The sequence below is a fragment of the Paenibacillus radicibacter genome (genome assembly GCF_024721995.1).
GTDB classification, from domain to species: domain Bacteria; phylum Bacillota; class Bacilli; order Paenibacillales; family NBRC-103111; genus Paenibacillus_AM; species Paenibacillus_AM radicibacter.
In genome coordinates, this window is record NZ_JANQBC010000037.1 from 1 (window position 1) to 1352 (window position 1352).

At 36.1% G+C, this 1352-nt stretch carries 1 protein-coding gene; it reads left to right on the forward strand.

The window, feature by feature from the left end:
* Positions 1 to 14: 14 nt before the first annotated feature.
* Positions 15 to 1352, forward strand: a protein-coding gene (locus NV379_RS25970) for an IS3 family transposase (RefSeq protein ID WP_258210201.1) whose coding sequence is annotated in 2 segments (ribosomal slippage) — positions 15 to 468 and positions 468 to 1352 — 1339 coding nt annotated over the 2 segments. Because the reading frame shifts where the segments join, the coding sequence is not laid out codon by codon here. This gene is flagged as partial in the annotation.

Sequence of the window (1352 nt, forward strand, 5' to 3'; positions counted from 1 at the left end):
GGTGCAGTTTTTCTATGGCGAAATTTACTGCTAAAGAAAAAATAGTAGCTGTTCAATGTTATTTAAATGGAACGGAAGGATATAAATGTTTAGCTTCCCAATTTGGAATTGAACAAAAAACATTTCATTATTGGATTAGAAAATATAAATACCATGAAGAAAAAGCTTTTGAAGATGACTATACAAGTTATACAACCGAGTTTAAACTAGGTGTACTTAATTATATAAACGATCAAGGTACATCCATTAGAGAAACTGCAGCGATTTTTAACTTATCTACGCCTACTGTCTTACTTTCCTGGATAAAGAAAATGAATCTAGGTGGATTGGATGCCCTTGAATCGAAGAAGAAGGGGCGTCCATCCATGAAGAAAGATATAAAAACACAACCAAAACAAGTACCAGTAGCAGGCTCTACTGAAGCGCTCCAAGCAGAAATTCAACGTTTGCGTATGGAAAACGAGTATTTAAAAAAGTTGAACGCCTTAGTTCAAAACAAGGAAAAATCACCAAAGAAGACAAAGTAAAGGTCATCTATGAATTAAGGCATAAATACGCGGTGAATGCACTTGTGACACTCGCAAAAATTCCACGAAGCACCTATTATGATTTGGTAAAAAGAATGAATCGTCCAGATCCAAATGCCGATTTAAAGAGCGAAATCCAAGCTATTTATACAGAGCATGAGGGTCGTTATGGCTATCGGCGTATTCGTGATGAACTAGCGAATCGCGGGCAAAAAGTGAATCATAAGAAAGTACAACGTATCATGAGAGCATTAGGCCTAAAGTGCATTGTTCGCATGAAAAAGTATAAGTCGTATAAAGGTACGGTTGGTAAAATCGCACCGAATATTTTAGACCGTAACTTCACGGCTAAAGAACCAAATGAGAAGTGGGTAACTGACATTTCGGAGTTTAAATTATTTGGAGAGAAGCTTTATTTGTCACCTGTACTGGACTTATTTAACGGAGAAATTATTACGTATACAATTGGTTCTAGACCAACGTACTCACTTGTCTCAGAGATGTTAGAAAAGGCCGTAGAATGTTTATCAGATGAACACCAACTATTAATGCATTCCGATCAGGGCTGGCACTATCAAATGAAACAGTATCGACAAGTACTTAAATCTAAGGGTATTGAACAAAGTATGTCTCGTAAGGGAAACTGTTACGACAACTCTGTCATGGAGAATTTCTTTGGAATTATGAAGTCTGAATTCCTATACTTAAAGGAATTTGAAAGTGTGGAGCATTTTAAAACTGAACTAGAAAAATATATAGATTACTACAATACGAAACGGATGAAGGCAAAATTAAAAATGAGTCCGGTACAGTACCGAACTCATT